The 17,608-nt window shown below is 68.5% G+C and carries 20 protein-coding genes; 10 read left to right on the plus strand and 10 right to left on the minus strand.

Translation table 11 applies throughout. From position 1 onward, the window contains the following. Positions 1–126: 126 nt before the first annotated feature. The 3 genes from sodB to LT948_RS19325 form a co-directional block, all read right to left on the minus strand. Entirely contained in the window at positions 127–708 is a 582-nt protein-coding gene (gene sodB, locus LT948_RS19315) for a superoxide dismutase [Fe] (protein ID WP_003094005.1), read from the minus strand. Positions 709–1,054: 346 nt separating this feature from the next. Continuing rightward, a complete protein-coding gene (locus LT948_RS19320; protein ID WP_073657115.1) occupies positions 1,055–1,657 on the minus strand; it encodes a LysE/ArgO family amino acid transporter in 603 nt (200 codons plus the stop codon). Position 1,658: 1 nt separating this feature from the next. Then, complete coding sequence (locus LT948_RS19325) at positions 1,659–2,060, minus strand: ACT domain-containing protein (protein WP_003094000.1); 402 nt, start codon at positions 2,058–2,060, stop codon at positions 1,659–1,661. Positions 2,061–2,157: 97 nt separating this feature from the next. On the opposite strand from LT948_RS19325, the gene LT948_RS19330 reads away from it, so the two are divergent. Then, positions 2,158–3,060: a LysR family transcriptional regulator ArgP gene (locus LT948_RS19330; RefSeq protein ID WP_003120877.1), complete on the plus strand. Its 903-nt coding sequence runs from the start codon at positions 2,158–2,160 to the stop codon at positions 3,058–3,060. Here LT948_RS19330 and LT948_RS19335 read toward each other — a convergent pair whose 3' ends face one another. Then, entirely contained in the window at positions 3,061–4,119 is a 1,059-nt protein-coding gene (locus LT948_RS19335) for a saccharopine dehydrogenase family protein (RefSeq protein WP_003093996.1), read from the minus strand. Between the two features lie 184 nt (positions 4,120–4,303). On the opposite strand from LT948_RS19335, the gene LT948_RS19340 reads away from it, so the two are divergent. After that, positions 4,304–5,293 (plus strand): NAD-dependent epimerase/dehydratase family protein, encoded by a 990-nt coding sequence (locus LT948_RS19340; RefSeq protein ID WP_003103823.1) that lies wholly within the window; start codon positions 4,304–4,306, stop codon positions 5,291–5,293. On the opposite strand, the gene LT948_RS19345 is transcribed toward LT948_RS19340, so the two are convergent. Next, positions 5,294–5,557 (minus strand): hypothetical protein, encoded by a 264-nt coding sequence (locus LT948_RS19345; protein WP_003103821.1) that lies wholly within the window; start codon positions 5,555–5,557, stop codon positions 5,294–5,296. It abuts the gene before it with no gap. Positions 5,558–5,847: 290 nt separating this feature from the next. Here LT948_RS19345 and LT948_RS19350 point away from each other — a divergent pair, with 290 nt between their 5' ends. The 4 genes from LT948_RS19350 to LT948_RS19365 all read left to right on the plus strand — a co-directional run bounded on the left by LT948_RS19350 (position 5,848) and on the right by LT948_RS19365 (position 9,688). Next, positions 5,848–6,684, plus strand: coding sequence for an ATPase (locus tag LT948_RS19350; RefSeq protein ID WP_003093989.1), 837 nt, complete (start codon positions 5,848–5,850; stop codon positions 6,682–6,684). Positions 6,685–6,900: 216 nt separating this feature from the next. After that, complete coding sequence (feoA, locus tag LT948_RS19355) at positions 6,901–7,128, plus strand: ferrous iron transporter A (protein WP_003103819.1); 228 nt, start codon at positions 6,901–6,903, stop codon at positions 7,126–7,128. Positions 7,129–7,145: 17 nt separating this feature from the next. After that, complete coding sequence (gene feoB / locus LT948_RS19360) at positions 7,146–9,446, plus strand: Fe(2+) transporter permease subunit FeoB (protein WP_003111342.1); 2,301 nt, start codon at positions 7,146–7,148, stop codon at positions 9,444–9,446. After that, a complete protein-coding gene (locus tag LT948_RS19365; RefSeq protein WP_003093982.1) occupies positions 9,446–9,688 on the plus strand; it encodes a FeoC-like transcriptional regulator in 243 nt (80 codons plus the stop codon). The genes feoB and LT948_RS19365 overlap by 1 nt, the downstream gene beginning before the upstream one ends. 59 nt (positions 9,689–9,747) lie before the next feature. Here LT948_RS19365 and LT948_RS19370 read toward each other — a convergent pair whose 3' ends face one another. Genes LT948_RS19370 through pyeR form a run of 3 tightly spaced genes read right to left on the minus strand, consistent with a single transcriptional unit; the run spans position 9,748 to position 12,354 of the window. Beyond that, positions 9,748–10,800, minus strand: a complete 1,053-nt coding sequence (locus LT948_RS19370; RefSeq protein ID WP_065278215.1) for an alkene reductase — start codon at positions 10,798–10,800, stop codon at positions 9,748–9,750. A gap of 36 nt (positions 10,801–10,836) precedes the next feature. Next, entirely contained in the window at positions 10,837–12,003 is a 1,167-nt protein-coding gene (locus LT948_RS19375; protein ID WP_003103801.1) for an MFS transporter, read from the minus strand. Between the two features lie 48 nt (positions 12,004–12,051). Continuing rightward, positions 12,052–12,354: an ArsR family transcriptional repressor PyeR gene (pyeR, locus tag LT948_RS19380; RefSeq protein WP_003093978.1), complete on the minus strand. Its 303-nt coding sequence runs from the start codon at positions 12,352–12,354 to the stop codon at positions 12,052–12,054. 152 nt (positions 12,355–12,506) lie between these two features. Between pyeR and LT948_RS19385 the strand changes: the two genes are divergently transcribed. Further along, positions 12,507–13,079: an acyl carrier protein phosphodiesterase gene (locus LT948_RS19385; protein ID WP_073657164.1), complete on the plus strand. Its 573-nt coding sequence runs from the start codon at positions 12,507–12,509 to the stop codon at positions 13,077–13,079. Between the two features lie 149 nt (positions 13,080–13,228). After that, entirely contained in the window at positions 13,229–14,089 is an 861-nt protein-coding gene (locus LT948_RS19390) for a universal stress protein (RefSeq protein WP_003093974.1), read from the plus strand. On the opposite strand, the gene olsA is transcribed toward LT948_RS19390, so the two are convergent. Further along, positions 14,086–14,862: a lyso-ornithine lipid O-acyltransferase gene (olsA, locus tag LT948_RS19395; protein WP_023100206.1), complete on the minus strand. Its 777-nt coding sequence runs from the start codon at positions 14,860–14,862 to the stop codon at positions 14,086–14,088. The two genes, LT948_RS19390 and olsA, sit on opposite strands and share 4 nt — an antisense overlap. Beyond that, positions 14,862–15,617: an L-ornithine N(alpha)-acyltransferase gene (gene olsB / locus LT948_RS19400; RefSeq protein WP_003093970.1), complete on the minus strand. Its 756-nt coding sequence runs from the start codon at positions 15,615–15,617 to the stop codon at positions 14,862–14,864. Before olsB ends, olsA begins: the two co-directional genes overlap by 1 nt. A gap of 202 nt (positions 15,618–15,819) precedes the next feature. Between olsB and LT948_RS19405 the strand changes: the two genes are divergently transcribed. Further along, positions 15,820–16,716, plus strand: a complete 897-nt coding sequence (locus LT948_RS19405; RefSeq protein WP_003093969.1) for an acyl-CoA dehydrogenase family protein — start codon at positions 15,820–15,822, stop codon at positions 16,714–16,716. An 84-nt stretch (positions 16,717–16,800) separates the two neighbouring features. Further along, on the plus strand, positions 16,801–17,586 hold the full coding sequence (locus LT948_RS19410) for an MBL fold metallo-hydrolase (protein ID WP_003093967.1): 786 nt from the start codon (positions 16,801–16,803) through the stop codon (positions 17,584–17,586). The last annotated feature ends 22 nt before the right edge of the window (positions 17,587–17,608 follow it).

Here is a 17,608-nt window from a genome sequence, read left to right on the forward strand (position 1 = left end):
TTTACCTCAAGAGGCTATCACGAGCGAAGGTCTACCAGTTCCTGAGGGTAGACGATGGCTCCTGGACCGCAGATTAAAACGAAAAAGCCCGGCGAATGCCGGGCTTTTTCGTGGTTCTGATCAGACTCAGGCAGCGAAATTCTTCGCTACGAAGTCCCAGTTGACCAGGTTCCAGAACGCCTCGACGTACTTCGGACGCAGGTTGCGGTAGTCGATGTAGTAGGCGTGTTCCCAGACGTCGCAGGTCAGCAGCGGGGTGTCGCCGCTGGTCAGCGGGTTGCCGGCACCGATGGTGCTGGCCAGGGCCAGGGAGCCGTCGGCCTTCTTCACCAGCCAGCCCCAGCCGGAACCGAAGGTGCCGACGGAAGTCTTGGTGAACTCTTCCTTGAACTTGTCGAAGGAGCCGAAGGCGGCGTTGATGGCGTCGGCCAGGGCGCCGGTGGGCTGGCCACCGCCGTTCGGGCTCAGGCAGTTCCAGTAGAAGGTGTGGTTCCACACCTGGGCGGCGTTGTTGAAGATGCCGCCGGAGGAGCTCTTGACGATCTCTTCGAGGCTCTTGCCTTCGAACTCGGTGCCCGGGATCAGGTTGTTCAGGTTCACCACGTAGGTGTTGTGGTGCTTGTCGTGGTGGTATTCCAGGGTTTCTGCGGAAATGTGCGGCTCAAGGGCGTTCTTTTCGTAAGGCAGCGGCGGCAATTCGAAAGCCATGGTGTCTCTCCTATTCTTCCTCAGGTCAGGACTGGCGCGGCTAGCGCGCGACCGGTTCACGGGGCCGGTCCGATGCCTGTCCGGGAGCCCGTCCTGGATCCCCGGGGGGACGTTCGGCGGAGCGCTCCGGAAAGGGCGCCGGGTGCGACTCGGAGCCTAGGCTCCCAGTGCCGCGAACTCCGGATCATAGCACTCGTGTCGGGGCATATCCACGCAGCAACTGTAGGGGCAAAGGCCGGCGGCGGCGCGCTGCGACGGGCTTCTGCAAGCTCGCCGGCGAACACCGCCGCATTCTCTCTGGACTGCCTGGCGGCGCGAGGGTTCGCTCGGGAAGACGGAAACCGCGTTATCCCCGGAACAGCAGTTGCGCGGCCATGCCCAGCATCATGGCCGCCACCATCAGGTCGAGCAGGCGCCAGGTGGCCGGGCGCGCCAGCCAGGGGGCCAGCCACGCCGCGCCGAGGGCGAGGGCGAAGAACCACATCAGCGAGGCGCTGGCCGCGCCGAGGGCATAGGCGCCCGGCGCGGCCTGCTGGGCGCCGAGCGAACCGATCAGAAGTACGGTATCGAGATAGACGTGGGGGTTGAGCAGGGTGACCGCCAGTGCCGCCAGAAGCACCGCCTTGCGCGAGCGTGGCCCGGTTTCCGCGACGTTGCCGAGAGCGTCCGGGCGCAACGCGCGAAGCAGCGCCTTGAGCCCATACCAGGTCAGGAAGGCGATCCCGCCCCAGCGGGCGATGGCCAGCAGCGTCGGGTTTTCCAGCAGCAGCTTGGCCAGGCCGAACACGCCGAGGCTGACCAGCACCGCGTCGCAGAACACGCAGAGCGCGGCCACCGAGAGGTGATGCTCGCGGCGCAGGCTCTGCGCGAGGACGAAGGCATTCTGCGCGCCGATGGCGATGATCAGGCCGGCAGCCACCAGGATGCCGTTGAGATAGCTCTGCCACATGTCAGTGTGCCTCCGCCGCCAGCCGCTGGAGCACGGCGAGGGCGCGCCGGCCCTCGTCGCGGGCGACGAACAGGTGGTCGTGGAAATAGCCGGCCATCACGTTGCAACTGATCCCGGCTTCGGCCAGCGCCGTGGCGAAGGCGGCGGTCAGGCCCACCGCCGCCAGCGAGGAGTGCACCGTCAGGGTGATCCAGGCCGCCACGTATTCGTAGGGCAGGCCCAGGCGTTCGGCCTGCCGGCGTTCGAGCACCAGGGTCAGGCCCTCGCGCTCGCGGAAGCTGGCGAGCGGCTCGGCGCCGTTCGGCAGCGCGCCATCGGCGCAGGTACAGAACACATAGTCGCCGGGATTGAGTTCGGGAGTGAGCGTGCGCAGCAGGGTGCGCAGCGAGGTTTCGCCAGCCATGGTCGGTCCGCGTCGGGTGAATCGGAAAAGTGCTGGCGAGTGTGGCCGCGGGCGGTTTATAAGGAAAACGAATCCTGCTGATCTCTCATTAGGAAAACTGATTTTGTTCGACTACAAGTTGCTCGCCGCGCTGGCCGCGGTGGTGGAGCAGGGCGGTTTCGAGCGCGCCGCACAGGCGCTGGGGCTGTCGCAATCGGCGGTATCGCAGCGGATCAAGCTGCTCGAGGCGCGGGTCGGCCAGCCGGTCCTGGTGCGCGAGACGCCGCCGCATCCCACCGATCTCGGGCGCCGCCTGCTCAACCATGTGCAGCAGGTGCGGCTGCTGGAGGGCGACCTGCAGCGCTGGGTGCCGAACCTGGATGAAGGCGGTGCCCCGGAGCGCCTGCGCATCGCTCTCAACGCCGATAGCCTGGCGACCTGGTGGGCCGCCGCGGTGGGCGATTTCTGCGCCGAGCGGCGGGTGCTGCTGGACCTTGTGGTGGAGGACCAGGAGGTCGGGCTCAAGCGCATGCGCGCGGGCGAAGTGGCGGGCTGCGTGTGCGGTAGCGCGCGGCCGGTGGCCGGCGCGCGTTCGCTGCTGCTCGGAGCCATGCGTTATCGCGGCCTGGCCAGCCCGGATTTCATTGCCCGGCACTTTCCCCGCGGGGTCGAGGCGGCCGCCCTGGCCGGCGTGCCGGCGATCGTGTTCGGCCCGGACGACCTGCTGCAACACCGCTTTCTCAAGGACCTCGGCGTCGAGGGCGGTTTCATCCACCACCTCTGCCCATCCTCGGAAGGTTTCGTCCGCCTCACCGCCGGCGGTCTCGGCTGGGGCCTGGTGCCGGAGCGCCAGGTGCAAGGCGAGCTGGCGCGCGGCGAACTGGTCGAGCTGCTGCCCGGCCAGGTCATCGACGTACCGTTGTACTGGCACTACTGGCGCAACGGCGGCGAACTGCTCGCGTCGCTCACCGAGCACCTGCTCGCCCGCGCCGGCGACGGCTTGGTGCGGGTGTCAGGTTGATCAGCCGATGACGGTGATTCGTCCGGAGCCGGGCAACGATTCGACGCAGCGCGCGCCGAGCAACCGCGATGGCGTGAAGTAACCGCCGGGACCCTGGTAGTCCAGCAGGTGGCGCACTGCCAGGAGCACGCCGTGCAGGGTCAGGTCGTACACGTTGGCCGTCTCCAGGCGCGCCGTGCGGCGTTCGCCGCGGGCGTTGCGCGCCTCGCCCCAGACCCAGGTGCGCAGGCGCTCGCGGGCCGCCTGGTCGGGGCCGGCGATGCGTTTGTCGACCTGCCCCTTGAGCCAGTCCTGGACCCGTTGCCGACCGAGCAGCGGACGCAGCGGATCAATCAGGCGCATGCCCAGGGCCAGCAGCGGCGGCGCCGGCAGGTAGACCTCGATGTCCGGGATGCCGGTGCTGTAGTAGGCGGTGGCCACGTCGCCCCAGGGAATCGTCACGGCGTGCCGCAGGCCGCGGCCGAAATCGATGTCGCGGCGCTTGTAGCCCAGCGGCACGTCGCGCAGGCGGCCATTCTCGCGGATCTTGCCGCCGAACTTGAGGCCTTCGACGCTGGTCTTCGCGGTTCCCGTCGACAGCCCGCTGCCGGTGTCGAAGCCCAGCGCCAGCCGTTGCGCGTCCGGCAGCGCCTCCTTCAGGCAGGCGGCCAGGCAATCGGTGGGGATCACATCGAAGCCCACGCCCGGGCAGACCACGATGCCGGCCTCGCGGGCCTCGGCGTCGCCGGCGTGGGCCTGCTCGAACACCGCGATCTCTCCAGTGATATCCACGTAGTGGGTGCCGGCGGCACGGCAGGCGGCGATCATCGGCGTGCTGGTGGCGGAGAACGGACCGGCGCAATGGGCCACCACCTTCACCTGGTCCAGGGCTTCGCGGCAGGCCTGCGGATCCCCCAGGTCGAAGACCCGGCACTCCAGCCCGAGCTGGCTGCCGAGCGCGTGCAGGGCGGCCGGGTTGCGTCCGCCGAGGAGCGGCGTCAGGCCCTCGCGCTGCGCCTGTTCGGCGACCAGCCGGCCGGTGTAGCCGTTGGCGCCGTAGATCATCCAGTGACTGGCCATGGTGTGTCTCCCAGCGTGCAGGTGGCTTTCAGGTTAGACCTTGTAGCGCGCAGCGCCGCTTCTGTCGCCCAACGCAAGTCGTGCCGGCGGCCCGCAAGGTCGTTGTTCTGGCATGCTGTGCCAGTGGTGGCGCGGCTCCGGGTTGCTAGAGTCGCGGCACAAGAAGGACAACGGGAGAAACGCAATGCGGATTCTGGTAACGGGGGCGACGGGCTTCATCGGCGGGCGTTTCGCTCGCTTCGCCCTGGAGCAGGGCCTGTCGGTACGGGTCAGCGGTCGTCGTGCGGACGCGGTGGAGCATCTGGTGGCGCGGGGCGCCGAGTTCGTTCCCGGCGACCTCGCCGACCCGGCGCTGGTCCTGCGCCTCTGCGAGGATGTCGAGGCGGTGGTGCATTGTGCCGGCGCGGTCGGAGTCTGGGGGCCGCGCGAACGCTTCCTGGCGGCCAACGTCGGGCTTGCCGAGAGCGTCGTCGAGGCCTGTATGCGGCAAAAGGTGCGGCGCCTGGTGCATCTGTCGTCGCCGTCGATCTATTTCGACGGGCGCGACCACCTGGACCTGAACGAAGAGTACGTACCCCGGCGTTTTTCCGACCATTACGGGGCGACCAAGTACCAGGCCGAGCAACTGGTGCTCAGCGCCCGCGACCTGGGCCTGGAAGTGTTGGCGCTGCGTCCGCGCTTCGTGGTCGGCGCCGGCGACACCAGCATCTTCCCGCGAATGATCCAGGCCCACCGCAAGGGACGCCTGCGGATCCTCGGCAACGGCCTGAACCGGGTCGACTTCACCAGCGTGCACAATCTCAACGACGCGCTGTTCAGTTGCCTGCTGGCCGGCGAGCCGGCGCTGGGCAAGGTCTACAACATCAGCAACGGGCAGCCGGTACCGTTCTGGGATGCGGTCAACTACGTGATGCGCCAGCTCGACCTGCCGCCGGTCGGCGGTCACCTGCCGTATGCCGTCGGCTATGGCCTGGCGGCGCTCAACGAAGGCGTCTGCCGGATCCTGCCGGGGCGCCCGGAGCCGGTGCTGTTCCGCCTGGGCATGGCGGTGATGGCGAAGAACTTCACCCTGGACATCAACCGCGCCCGCGAATACCTCGACTACGACCCGCGGGTCAGCCTGTGGACCGCGCTCGACGAGTTCTGCGCCTGGTGGCGCGCCCAGGGACTCTGATCAGCCGCGTAGCGGGCCGGCGTATTGTCGGCTCGGCGCCTGCGCGGGCAACAGGGAAGGTTCCGCCGGCGGCAGCGCAACCCCGCTGAGCCTGCCGAGGCGCTGTCCCAGCTCCCGCGTCGTCGCATCGCCGGAGCGGGCGCAGGCCGCCTGCATCGCGGCGATCGCATCGCGTTGCTGGAAGTGGATATCCAGCGCCTGTTCCTCGCGCAGGCGTCGGCGCACGGCGCGCATGCAATCCAGCAAGGATTTGTTCAACTCCATGCATCCTCCGGCTCTCGAATCTGCCCGGCAAAGCCCAGGCAAGCGACGTGCCATGCGGGCCGCGGACCAGCGCCGGCGTGCGAGGCGGGGAACCGCTGGCGGCCTGCGGCGGTCTGTGCCGGACAGCGTTCGCTCCGTCTTGGGGCGCACGGCTTCGCGGTGGAGCGCCCCGGTCCGGCAATTTGCTTCGAGCAGACGCTGAAGGGGCGGGGCCGAACCGATATAATGCGCCATTCGGCCCTTTCTCCAGGCCTCCGGCAGGATGCCGTTCCCCTTCACAGGTTTTCACCATGCGTAACGATGCTTTCGACGAACTCGACGATGTGCCCAGCCTGACCACCGATGCTGCCGACCGTGATGAATTCGGCCACCACCCGCGGCACGTCTACGAACCGGAGCAGCGCCGGGTCGTCGACACCAAGGAGCGCCGTCCGGCCTCTACCGGCCCGCTCTGGGCCCTGCTCGGGGCGATGCTGATCGCCCTCGCCGGGGTGGGTTGGTGGAGCCACCAGCAAATCAGCCTGATGGAACAGCAGTTGGTGGCGACCCAGGAAAGCTTCGTGAGGATCAGCGAGGAAGCCGCCGGGCGCCTTGACGACATTCGCGGCAAGGTGGTCGCCAGCGAGTCCAGCGTCACCAGCGAACGCGAGGCGCTGCGCCTGCAGGTCAAGCAACTGCAGGAGAAACTCGGCAGCCAGGAACGCCAGCAGGCCGATGTGAGCAACCAGTTCGGCGGCCAGGGCAAACGCCTCGATCAACTGGCCAGCGATCTCAAGGCCCAGCAGGAAAGCGCGGCGCAACTGGTCGCGCAACTGGACGGCAAGCTGCAGACACTGGCCGCCGAACAGGAGAAGCTGAAAGCCCTGCAGGTCGAACTGGGCAAGACCAACGAGCAACTCAAGGCCCTCGGCGGCGATGTCGCGGCGCTGAAGAAGCAGGGCAACCCGAGCCAGACGATCAAGGGTATCCAGGACGACCTGCTGGTGCTGCGCAGCCAGCTCGACAACCGCCCGGCCCAGGGCGGCAATACCGCCGAGTTCGACGCCTTCCGCACCCAGGTGATGCGCAACATCAACACCCTCCAGGCCCAGGTGCAGAACCTGCAGCAGCAGCTCAATACCCGCTGACCCCTTGCGCCGCCAGCCGCCCCGTCGCACCGGGCGCTGGCGGCGACAGTTCGCCGCGCCCGGCGAAAATCCCCGCTTCCATTGCTCTGGATCAGCGAATCCGCTGCTCCTCCGCTCCGATACTGCGTCCTTAAGCGAGCCTTAAGTGAGAGTCGTTTAGATTCTCGGTCACCGGCCAGGAAGGCCATTGGTCCCTTCCTCTGCCTGGAATCCGCCATGAGCGCATTGCAACCGTCCCGTTCCTACCGCATCACCGGTTATTCCCCCGCCATCAGCAATGGCTATCGCCAACGCCTGTTCTCCATGGGGCTTCTGCCCGGCGCGGCGCTGCGCGTGGTGCGCATCGCCCCGCTGGGCGACCCGATCCAGGTCGAGACCCGCCAGACCAGCCTGGCGCTGCGGCGCAAGGACCTCGCCCTGCTGACCCTCGTCCCGCTCGACTGACCCCGCCCGGAATCCCCATGACCGCATTGACCCTCGGCCTGATCGGCAATCCCAACTCCGGCAAGACCACCCTGTTCAACCAGCTCACCGGCTCGCGCCAGCGGGTCGGCAACTGGGCCGGCGTCACCGTGGAGCGCAAGGAGGGTGCGTTCCACACCGCCCGCCACGCGGTACGCCTGGTCGACCTGCCCGGCACCTATTCGCTGACCAGCGTTTCCGCCCAGGCCTCGCTGGACGAGCAGATCGCCTGCCGCTACATCGCCAGCGGCGAAGTCGACGTGCTGGTCAACGTGGTGGATGCGGCGAACCTGGAGCGCAACCTGTACCTCACGGTGCAGTTGCGGGAGATGGGCATCCCCTGCATCGTCGCGCTGAACATGCTCGACATCGCCCGTAGCCAGCGCATCCGCATCGATATCGACGGTCTGGCGCGGCGTCTCGGTTGCCCGGTGGTGCCGCTGGTGTCCACCCGCGCCGATGGCATCGACGAGCTGAAGGCGGCCATCGACGAGTTGCAGGTCCCGCAGGCGGCGCTGGCGGTGGACTACCCGCCGGCCATCCAGGCGCAGGTCGGCTACCTCCTGGAAACGCGCGCTCCGGCGGCCTCGGCCATCGAGCCGCGCTGGCTGGCGTTGCAGGCGCTGGAAGGCGACATCTTCAACGGCCCGGCGCTGGGCTTGCCGCCCGCCACCCTGGAACAGGCACGCCGGGGCTGCGGCGAGGAGCCCGAGCTGGCGATCGTCGATGCGCGCTACCGGCTGATCGGCGAGATCTGCGCGGCGGTCTGCGACCACCAGCAGGCGCAGCCGCACCGGCTGACCCAATGGCTCGACCGGATCGTCCTGAATCGCTGGCTGGGCCTGCCGATCTTCCTGCTGGTGATGTACCTGATGTTCTTCTTCGCCATCAACATCGGCGGGGCGCTGCAACCGATCTTCGACAAGGGCTCGTCGGCGATCTTCATCGATGGCATCCAGTGGCTGGGCATTCGCTTCGGCCTGCCCGACTGGCTCACGGCGTTCCTCGCCCAGGGCATCGGCGGCGGGGTCAACACGGTGCTGCCGCTGGTACCGCAGATCGGCTTGATGTACCTGTTCCTCTCGCTGCTCGAGGATTCCGGCTACATGGCCCGCGCGGCCTTCGTCATGGACCGCCTGATGCAGGCGCTGGGCCTGCCGGGCAAGTCGTTCGTGCCGCTGATCGTCGGCTTCGGCTGCAACGTGCCGTCGATCATGGGCGCGCGGACCCTGGACGCGCAGCGCGAGCGGCTGATTACCATCATGATGGCGCCGTTCATGTCCTGCGGCGCGCGCCTGGCGATCTTCGCCGTGTTCGCCGGGGCCTTCTTCGGCCAGGGCGGCGCGCTGGTGATCTTCTCCCTGTACCTGCTCGGCATCGTCGTGGCGATCCTCACCGGGCTGCTGCTCAAGCACACCCTGATGCGCGGCGAGGCCTCGCCGTTCGTCATGGAACTGCCGCTGTACCATGTGCCACACCTTAAGAGCCTGCTGCTGCAGACCTGGTCGCGCCTGCGCGGCTTCGTGGTGCGGGCCGGCAAGGTGATCATCCTGGTCAGCCTGGTGATCGGCGGCCTGAACAGCATCACCCTCGACGGCAAGCCGGTGCAGGGCGACATCGGCCATTCCGCCCTGGCCAGCGTCAGCCAGCGTCTCACTCCGCTGCTGGCGCCGCTCGGGGTGCAGCCGGACAACTGGCAGGCCACCGTCGGCCTGGTCACCGGGGCGATGGCCAAGGAAGTGGTGGTCGGCACCCTGAACACCCTCTACACCGCCGAGCAGATCCAGGGCGAGGCCTTCGACTACGAAGGCTACGACCTGCCCGGGCAACTGCGCGACGCCCTGGTCGAGACCTGGGACGGCCTGGTCGATACCTTCAGCCTCAGCGTGCTGGCCAACCCGGTGGAGGCGAGCATGGCCGACGGCGACATGGAGACCGGCTCGATGGGCACCATGGCGAGCAAGTTCGGCAGCCCCATCGCGGCCTACAGCTACCTGGTCTTCGTCCTGCTCTACGTGCCCTGCGTGACCGCCATGGGCGCGATCGCCCGGGAAAGCAGCAAGGGCTGGATGGCTTTCTCGGTGCTCTGGGGGCTGAACGTCGCCTACTCGCTGGCGACCCTCTGCTACCAGGTCGCCACCTTCGCCGCGCACCCCGAGCGTAGCGTCCTGACCATCGCCGTGGTGCTGCTCTTCAACCTGATCCTGATGACCTGCCTGCGTCTGTTCGGCCGTGAGCAGGTACTGCAACTGCCAGGCCGAATGGCCGATGCCCCGAGCGGGCAGGGAGGATGTCACTGATGGCGACACTCATGCAGATCCGCGCCGCCCTGGAAGACGGCCAGGCGCGTGGGCTGAAACAGCTCAGCCGCCAGGTGGACGCGCCGCCGGCGCTGGTGGAGGCGATCCTGGAGCGGCTGATCGCGCTCGGCAAGGTCGAGCGGGTGGCTGCGCAAAGCTCGGGCGGTTGCGGCGGCGGTTGCAAGGGCTGCGCCCAGCGCGATCCGTGCGCGGAGCCGGAGCCGTATTTCCGCCTGCGCTAGACGGGCGAAGCACAGAGCCCGCCACGGCAAGCGTGGCGGGCTCTTCCTGGCTGGCGCGATCAGGCCAGGGTCGGATAGTCCAGGTAGCCTTCGGTACCGCCGGTATAGAAGGTTTCCGGGCGCGGCGGGTTCAGTTCGGCGCCCTGGCGCAGGCGTTCGACCAGGTCCGGGTTGGCGATGAAGGGGACGCCGAAGGCCACCGCATCGGCGTCGCCCTTGGCCAGGATGGCGTTGGCGCTGTCGAGGGTGAACTTTTCGTTGGCGATGTAGGGTCCGCCGAAGGCTTTCTTCAGGGCTACGCCGATGCTGTCGTCGGCCTGCGCTTCGCGGGCGCAGATGAAGGCGATGCCGCGCTTGCCCAGCTCACGGGCGACATGGCTGAAGGTTTCCAGGCGGTTGGAATCGCCCATGTCGTGGGAGTCGGCACGCGGCGCCAGGTGTACGCCGACGCGCTGGGCGCCCCATACGGAGATCGCCGCGTCGGTGACTTCCAGCAGCAGGCGCGCGCGGTTCTCGATGGAGCCGCCGTAGCGGTCGGTGCGCTTGTTGGTGCTGTCCTGGAGGAACTGGTCGAGCAGGTAGCCGTTGGCGCCGTGGATCTCCACGCCGTCGAAGCCGGCGGCCTTGGCCCGCTCGGCGCCCTGGCGGTAGGCCTCGACGATGTCGGCGATCTCCTCGGTGTCCAGCGCGCGCGGGGTGACGTAGGGACGCTTCGGGCGCACCAGGCTGACGTGCCCCTCGGCGGCGATGGCGCTCGGCGCCACCGGCAGCTCGCCATTCAGGTAGAGCGGATCGGAAATCCGCCCGACGTGCCAGAGTTGCAGGAAGATGCGCCCGCCGGCGGCGTGCACCGCCTTGGTCACGTTGCTCCAGCCACGGACCTGGTCATCGGACCAGATGCCGGGGGTGTCGGGATAGCCTACGCCCATCGGCGTGACCGCGGTGGCCTCGCTGAGGATCAGGCCGGCATCGGCGCGCTGGGCGTAGTACTCGGCCATCAGGGCGTTGGGCACGCGGCCTTCATCGGCGCGGCAGCGGGTCAGCGGCGCCATGACGATGCGGTTGGGCAGCTCGAGGTCGCCGAGCATGATGGGATCGAACAGAGTAGCCATGGAACATCCTCCACTAGGGAATAGACGGACAGGGGATCAATCGAGGACCGGCTGCGCCTGGGCGCGGCCGTTTCCGGAAAAGGCGATCAGGGTGGCCAGCAGCGCCAGCGCGGCCAGCGCGGCGGCGGCCAGCGGCACGCGGGTCAGGCCCAGGCCGTGGTCGATGACGCTGCCGCCGACCCAGGCGCCGAGCGCGTTACCGACGTTGAACGCGCCGATGTTCAGGGTCGCCACCAGGTTCGGCGCGGCATGCCCGACGCGGACCACGTTGACCTGCAGCGCGGGCACCGCGGCGAAGGCGGCGGCGGCCCAGAAGAACAGGGTGATCTCCGCCGGCAGCAGGGCCTGGCTGGTCCAGCTGAACAGCGCCGAGACCAGCGCCATGGCGGCGAACACCGCGGCCATGGTGGTGCCCAGGCGCCAGTCGGCGAGGCGGCCGCCGATCACGTTGCCGACGGTCAGGCCGACGCCGATCAGCAGCAGGGTCCAGGTCACGCCGCGCGGGCTGACCCCGGTGACTTCGCCGAGCAGCGGCGCGACGTAGGTGAACAGGGCGAACATCGAGGCGGCGAACAGCACGGTGGTGCCCAGGGCCAGCCACAGCGACGGGTTCTTCAGCGCGGACATTTCCTGGCGCAGGTCGACCTTCTCTTCCTCGCGGTCGTTTGGCAGCACCCTGGCCAGGCCGACGAAGGCGACCACGCCGATCAGGGTCACCACCCAGAAGGTCGCGCGCCAGCCGGCTTCCTGGCCGAGCGCGGTACCCAGCGGCACGCCGAGCACGTTGGCCAGGGTCAGGCCGGTGAACATCAGGGCCACGGCGGAAGCGCGGCGGTTCGGCGCCACCAGGCTGGCGGCGACCACCGAGCCGATGCCGAAGAAGGCGCCATGGCAGAGCGCGGTGACGATCCGCGCCAGCATCAGCAGGCCGTAGTTGGCGGCCACCGCGCAGAGCAGGTTGCCGACGATGAAGATGCCCATCAGCGCGAGCAGGGCTTTCTTGCGTTCCAGGCGGGCGGTGGCCATGGCCATCAGCGGGGCGCCGAAGGCCACGGCGAAGGCGTAGCCGCTGATCAGCCAGCCGGCGCTGGGAATGGATACCCGCAGGTCGCCGGCGACCTGCGGCAGCAGGCCCATGATGACGAATTCGGTGGTACCGATGGCAAAGGCGGATAAAGCGAGGACGAGAAGAGACGCCGGCATCGGTCGAGCTCCTGGACTGCGAGGTGGTGGGGGGGAAGCGAGTGCTGCTTACAGCTCGTCGCCGAGTTGGTCGAGGAAGGCCTGGATGGTCTCCTCGTTGCGCTTGAAGAAATTCCACTGGCCGACCCGGCGGCTGGTCACCAGACCGGCGCGTTGCAGGGTGGCCAGGTGTACCGACACGGTGGACTGGGAGAGACCGGTACGCTGGTCGAACTTGCCGGCGCAGACGCCGATCTCGAACGGGTGGTCCTGCTCGACGAAGTACTTCTCCGGTTCCTTCAGCCAGCGCAGCATGTCGCGTCGCACCGGGTGGGAGAGAGCCTTGATGATTTCGTCGATGTCCAGTGGCATGGCGGTGGTCCGTTGGCCGTCCATATCGGGTTGGGACGAACTATATATCGGTGTGGGACGATATGGGGATCGATTGCGACGATAGTCGCTATCGACAGGGCTGATGACGATGATCGAAACGACCGTTCCGTCCCTGGGGTAAGCTAGCCCGCATGAACTACCTCGCGCATCTCCACCTCGGCGGCCCGCAACCGGCCCAACTGCTCGGCAGCCTGTACGGCGACTTCGTCAAGGGCCGCCTGCAGGGACAATGGCCGGTCGAGATCGAGCGGGCCATCCAGTTGCACCGGCGCATCGACGCCTTCACCGACAGCCACCCACTGGTGCATGCGGCCAAGCGGCGCTTCCCGCTGGAGCGCCGGCGTTTCGCCGGCGTCCTGCTGGACGTGTTCTTCGACCACTGCCTGGCGCGCGACTGGAACGACTACGCCGACGAACCGCTGCCGCAGTTCGTCGAGCGGGTCTACGGCACCCTGCGCACCGCCTCGCCGCTGCCGGAGCGCCTGGCGCGCATCGCGCCGCGGATGGCGGCCCAGGACTGGTTGGGCAGCTACCGCGAGTTCGCGGTCTTGCGCGAAGTGCTGGGCGGTATGTCGCGGAGGCTGTCGCGACCGCACCTGCTGGACGGCTCCTGGGAAGAACTGGCCCAGCGCTACGATGACCTGAGCGCGGATTTCCGCGCCTTCTACCCGCAACTCCAGGCTTTCGCCCTGAGCCAGCGCTGAGCCTGGCGCAGCGGCCATTGGCCCGGCCGGCGGAATCACCTATCAATTGTTTCAGTCCGAAGCATCCGCTTGATGCACATCAACCGGCAGCGGTCGCGTCGATCGTTCAATGGGGCCGACGTTCAACGCTCTGCCAATGGAGGTGGAAGATGAAACGAATCCTGGTGGCGACCGACCTGTCCTCGCGTTCCGAGCTGGCGGTCATGCGCGCCGCGGCGCTGGCCAAGGCGAGGAATGCCGAACTGACCGTGCTGAACGTGCTCGACGACGACCAGCCGCCGGTGCTGATCGCGCCGCAACGGCTGGCCATCGCCAACCTGCTGGAAGTGAACGGACAGGCCCTGAAGGAGCGCCTCGGCGTCGAGTCCAAGGCGATCGTGCGGGTCGGCGATCCGGTGGTGGTGATCAACGCGGTGGCCGAGGAGATCGGTGCCGACCTGCTGGTGATGGGCGCGCACCGGCACACGCCGCTGCGCGACCTGTTCATCGGCACCACCCTGGAGCGGGTGGTACGCAATGCGAAGATCCCGGTGCTGCGCGCGGCCGGTGCGCCGGAAGAGGAGTACCGCCGGGTGCTGCTGGCGCTGGACTTCTCGCCGACCTCGACGCGCGCGGTGCAGATGGCCGGCCAGCTCGGCTTCCTCGACGCCGCCAGCCTCACCGCGCTGCATGCCTTCGAGCCGTTCGCCAAGGGCATGATGCGTTATTCGGGGATCAAGGAAGACCGCGTCGAGCATTACGTCGACCAGGAGGAACTCAAGGCCAACGTCGAGCTGCGCGACTACGTCGCCGGCCTGGGGCTGGGCCGCGAGGACATCCAGTTGCGCGTCGGCGAAGGCTTGCCGATCAACGTGATCATGACCGAGGTACGCCGCCAGGCGCCGCAGTTGACGGTGCTCGGCACCCAGGGCCTGACCGGCTTCCGCCGCGCGCTGATCGGCAGCGTGGCCGAGGCGGCCCTCGGCGACCTGCCGTGCGACGTGCTGGCGGTGCCGCCCAAGCGCGACTAGGCGGCGCGCCGGGTTTGCGTAGGGGCGGCAGTGCCGAACAGCGCCAGGCGCACCGCCTGCTGGGCCTGGCGGGCCAGTTCGGCGCGGTCCAGGCCCTGGCTGGGGATCGGTTCCAGCAGCTGGATATGCACGCTGCCGCGCTCGCCGCGCAGCAGGCGGCCGAGGTGGCTGAGCAGGTCGTCGTCGCCGATGAACGGCGCCAGCGCATCGGGCACGCCGTCGCGGCGGTAGCTGATCGCCACCGGCTGCACCGCCACGCCGGCTTCCAGGGCGCTGGCCATCAGGCGACCGTGGAAGGTGCGCAGGCTTTCGCCGTTGGTGGTGGTGCCTTCCGGGAAGATCAGCAGGTTGCGCCCACGGTGCAGTTGTTCGGCCAATTGCTGGTTGATCAGCCGGCTGTCGCCCGAGCCGCGGCGGATGAACAGGGTGCCGGCCTTTTCCGCCAGCCAGCCGGCCAGCGGCCAGGCACGCACCTCGGCCTTGGACAGGAAGGTCAGCGGCGCCAGGGCGCCGAGCAGTGGGATATCGGTCCAGGACACATGGTTGGCTACCCACAGCATGGGTTGCCGGGGCGCTTCGCCGCTGACCCTGACCTCGAAGGGCAGGGCCGCGCAGAGGCGCGCCAGCCACCAGCGGGTCAGGCGCTGGCGCAGCGGCGTGACGTCGGCGCCGGGCAGCCGCTCGCGCAGGCTGACCCAAGCGGCCAGGCCCAGTCCGAGCGCGACCAGCCCGAGCAGGCGGGCGCTGCGCAGCAGCAGGCGCAGCCGCGCCATCAGACCGCCGCCTTGAAGTGGCGGGCGTAGCGCGGGCAGAGTTCGTCGCGCTTGAGCAGGATGAACACGTCGGCGACCTGGAAATCCGGGTCCCAGCAGGGCTCGCCGCAGATCTTCGCGCCCAGGCGCATGTAGGCCTTGAGCAGCGGCGGCAGCTCGGCGGTGAGGTTTTCCGGGACGTCCAGCGGCGGCAGCGGGTTCTTCGGCTCGGCCTGCAGGTAGTCGGTGCACAGGTAGCGTTCGCGCAGCCGCTGCATCACCGCCTTGGCCTGCATACCGCCGTCGCGCATGGGAATGCTGGCGCAGCCCATCAGGTAGCGGTAGCCGCCCTCGTTGAGGACCTCGGCGAGTTCGCCCCAGAGTACCGCGATGGTGGCGCCGTTGCGGTATTCGGGAGCGACGCAGGTGCGGCCGATCTCCAGGACCGGGCCGTGCAGGGCGTCGAGGCCGGAGAGGTGGAACTCCTCTTCGCTGTAGAAGCGCCCGAGGCGTTCGGCGGCGCGATGGTCGAGCAGCCGGGTGGTGGCCACCAGGGCGCCGCTGTCGAGGTCGCGGACGCCGATGTGTGCGCAGTGACGGTCGTAGTCGTCGCGGTCGAGGCCGTCTTCGGCGCCTTCGAGCTTGGCGTCGAACTCGGCGCTGAATACGCGGTAGCGCAGGGCCTGGGCCTCGCGCAGGGCGCGGGCGCCGTTCAGGCGCTCGGCCTTCAGGCGGCGTCCGGCGACGGGTTCGCGGGTAATGGCGGTCTGGGTCATGCCTGGGCCTCCTTGGGCCGGCGCCGCGGGTTGCGGCCGCTCGGCTTTGTTGTGCAAGCTCAGGCTAGGAAGGCGCGGTGTCACCCCTGTGACAGGGGCGTGATGCTTGTATGACATTGTCGCCGGATGTAACGCGCCGTTGTTCAACGCTGGCACCCTCGGCAGGATGCCGGTTCCGACACATTCCACACTGGAGTCCGCCATGTCCTGGCAACGCTTGCTCGGCCCGCTCGACCGCCTGCCCACCGAAGGCTCCCTGGAAGACTGGCACGCCGCCGCCCTGGCGCGCGCCGACGGTCTTGGCACCCTGGAGCGGGCGGTGCTCGGCGGACGATTGGCGGCGAGTCCGGGCCTGGCCTTCCTCGCCGGCTACCAGGCGGCCCTGCGCGCGCTCTGGCCGGCGGCGCCGGAAGGTCTCGGCGCGCTGTGCGTGACCGAGAAGCGCAGCGTGCGCCCGGCGGACCTGCAGACCCGCCTGGAGGGGCTGGTCCTGCATGGACAAAAGGATTTCGTCACCGCTGGCGACAGCGCCTCCTGGTGGCTGGTGGCCGCCCGCGACGAGGCACCGGGGCAGCCGCCGCGACTGTCGATGACGGTGGTCCTGGCCGGCGCCCCGGGGGCGCGCCTGGAGGCGTTGCCGGCGCTGCCGCTGATGCCGGATGTGCCGCATTCCCGCCTGTTGCTCGACGGTGCCCATTGCGAGCGCCTGCCCGGCGATGGTTGGGACGACTACGTCAGGCCGTTCCGCCTGCTGGAGGATGTCCATGTGCTGGCGGCGCTGGTCGGCTGGCTCTATGGGGTCGGCCATGAATGCGGCTGGCCCTCGCCGCTGCTGCTGCGCCTGGCCGGCATCCTCGGCGGCTGCGCCGAGGTCGCGCGGCATCCGGTCGCCTGCGTCGGCACCCAGGCGGTACTGGCTGGGCTGTTCGAACAGTTCTCGGCGCTGGAGGGGCAACTGGATGCCGCCTTCGCCGCCAACGCCTCGACCTGGGAGGCATTGTGGCAACGCGATCGCGGCTTGCTGGCGATTGCCAACGGGGCCCGCAAAGTTCGCCTGGAGAAGGCCTTGACCCGCCTCGGGCTTGACCCAGGTCAGTGAGGCGCCGCGCCGCAGGCGCTTACCCTGCGCAGCATCCGGCGAGGAATGCTCCTCGGCGCCTGCACAGAGTAGATTTCACCGACCATGCGACGCGAACCGATCGTGCTGTTCGACAACGGCAGCCACCAGTGCCTGTGTTTCGATGACCTCGTCAGCGGCGAAGGGGTCCAGTCCAACCAGTTCCTGATCGTCGACAACGGCCAGTACCTGCTGCTCGATCCCGGCGGCGACCTGACCTACACGCCGCTCTCGCTGGAATTGTCGAAACGCTTTCCGCTGCAGGAGCTGGACTACATCTTCGCTTCGCACCAGGACCCGGACATCATCGCCGCCCTCGACAAGTGGCTGCTGCACACCCGCGCCCGGGTGATCTGCTCCAAGCTGTGGGCGCGCTTCCTGCCGCACCTGACGGCCAACTACCTGGCGGTCAGCCATGGCATCAACACCTACGACCGGGTCATGCCGTTGCCCGACCGCGGCCAGGCGATCGCTCTCGGCGACTGCTCGTTGAAGGCGATCCCCGCGCATTTCCTGCATTCGGTGGGCAACTTCCAGCTCTACGACCCGGTGAGCAAGATCCTTTTCTCGGGCGACATGGGCGCCTCGCTGGTGGACGACGCCGCGCCGGTCAGCGATTTCGCCGCGCATATCCAGTACATGGACGGATTCCATCGCCGCTACATGGCGGCGAACAAGATCTGCCGCCTGTGGGCGCGGATGGTCCGGGACATGGATGTGGAGATGATCGTGCCGCAACACGGGCGGCCCTTCGTCGGCAAGGAAATGATCAGCGCCTTCCTCTACTGGATCGAGAACCTCGAGTGCGGCATCGACCTGCTCGGTCCGGACGACTACCGCATGCCCGGCTGAGTCCGCGCTTCCTGGCGTCATC

The organism is Pseudomonas sp. CP-1, from assembly GCF_021213715.1.
Lineage (GTDB): Bacteria > Pseudomonadota > Gammaproteobacteria > Pseudomonadales > Pseudomonadaceae > Pseudomonas > Pseudomonas aeruginosa.